Origin of the sequence: Methylobacterium variabile (assembly GCF_001043975.1) — a bacterium.
Taxonomy (GTDB): Bacteria; Pseudomonadota; Alphaproteobacteria; order Rhizobiales; family Beijerinckiaceae; genus Methylobacterium; species Methylobacterium variabile.
In genome coordinates, this window is record NZ_LABY01000360.1 from 1 (window position 1) to 1,856 (window position 1,856).

At 76.7% G+C, this 1,856-nt stretch carries 2 protein-coding genes; both read right to left on the bottom strand.

All coding sequences use genetic code 11. From position 1 onward, the window contains the following. Positions 1 to 1,118: murein transglycosylase A (gene mltA, locus VQ02_RS32940; protein WP_048448491.1), on the bottom strand; the 1,118-nt coding region annotated here is incomplete at its 3' end. A 125-nt stretch (positions 1,119 to 1,243) separates the two neighbouring features. Beyond that, on the bottom strand, positions 1,244 to 1,856 hold a 613-nt coding region (locus tag VQ02_RS32945), incomplete at its 5' end, for a Tim44/TimA family putative adaptor protein (RefSeq protein WP_048448492.1).

The following is a 1,856-nucleotide window of genomic DNA, read 5'->3' on the forward strand; positions in this document are numbered from 1 at the left end:
CCGGCGCGGGCGCCGGTGCCGAGATAGAGGTCGCCGCGGGCGGGGCCGAGGATCGCCGAGCCGGTGTCCTGCGCCACCACCAGGCGGCGCAGGGGCGTGCTGCCGCCCTCCGGGTCCGGCACGGAGCCGTCGAGCCAGAACGGCAGGCCGTAGCGCCACAGCGTGGCATCCACCGCGAGGCTGCGCCCGGGCGTGAGCGGTGCACCGGCCGCGCCGCGCGGCCCGTCCCCGGTGGCCGCGTCGTCGATGCGGAAGAAGATGTAGGAGGCGTTGCGGCGGATCAGGCCGCGGGCGACCTCCGGGTTGTCCCGCAGCCAGCCGGTCCAGCGCGCGAGGGTCAGGCCCTCGAGCGGCAGGTGGCCGCCGGTGACGATCAGGCGGGCCACCGAGGTGTAGGGCCGGCCGTTGCGACCGTCATAGGCGAGGCGCACGGAGCGGCCGTCCGGCAGGCGCACCCGGCCCGAGCCCTGGACCTGGAGCACCAGGAGATCGACGGCGTCGCGCAGCCAGACCAGCGGGCGGGCGCGGGAGCCGAGCGCCCCGTCCTCGATCGCCGCCCGGTCCGGGTAGGGCAGGAGAGCGTCCCCCTCCCGGCGCGCGGCGCGCAGGGCGGGATCGAGGCCGGGCCGGGTCTCGCCGGGCTCGAGGGAGACGAGGTCGTCGGGCCGGGCGAGGGCCGGCACGGTGAAATCCGGCGTCGGCACCGGCGAGCCGTCGAGCTCGGGCTCGAAGTAGCCGGTGAGGAACCCCGCCCCCCGCTCGGCCGCGACCTCGCGGTTCGGCCGCAGGACCCGGTAGGCGGCGAAGTTCTGCTCGAAGAAGGCCCGGGCGCCCCCGGGCGGCACGCCGGACGCGGCGGCGCAGGGCGTGGCGAGATCCTGGAGCGGCGCATCCGGCGCCGCCTCGGCCAGGACGGGGCCGGCGGGCTTGGCGCAGGTCGCCCGGAAGACCGCGAGGGCCGCTTCCAGGTCGTCGGCGGCGAAGCCCGGCAGGGAGGCGAGGGAGACAGGCTCCAGCACCGCCTCGCCGACCCGGAGGGGGGCGGCATCGGCCCGGCCGGCCGCGGCGCAGGCGAGGAGCAGGGCGAGGAGACGAAGGCGGCCGGCGGCCGGCGGCATGGGCTGTCGGGCTCCGGCCCCGGAATGACGGTTCTATCTTGGTCGCGCCACGGAACGCAGCGGATCTGCACCGCTGCATTCTCCGTGAGAGCCCGCCGCCGATCAAGCCGGCGGGCCGGGCGGGGTCAGTGCCCGGCCTCGGTGGCGACGAGCTGCCAGTTCGGGTCCCGGCTGCCGAGGGTACGGGCGAAGGTCCAGACGTCGGTCACGTCGACGACCTTCTCGGGGCTGCCGTCGACCACCTGGCCTTGCGGCCCGCGGGTGGCGGTGATCAGCTTCGAGAGGTAGCGGACGGTGACCTGGGCGACGCGGTTGCGCACGTCGACCCCGACGATCTCGGCCCGGTCGATCGAGACGAAGGTGGTCTCGACGGTCTGGCCGGCGCGCTCGCGGCCCTGGATCGCCCGCTCGAAGCCGTCCGCGACCTCGCGGGAGAGCAGGCTCTTGAGCGTCTTGCGGTCGCCCTTGGCGAAGGCCGTCACGATGGTCTCGTAGGCGACCTTGGCGCCGTCCGTGAAGGCGCGAGGATCGAAGCCGGGCTCCTGCTGCAGGATCAGGTCGAGGCCGCGGGCGGCGGGCGAGTTCGGCTCGACCACGCCCTTCCAGTTGCGGGGCACCGCGGTCGCCACCGGGGCGGCGGCGCCGCGCTCGGGCCCGGCACCCGGCAGCCGCACCACGTTGTCGCCCTCCCGCGGGGGAGCCGCCGGGGGCTGCTCGCGGCGGCTCCCCCGCGGGAGG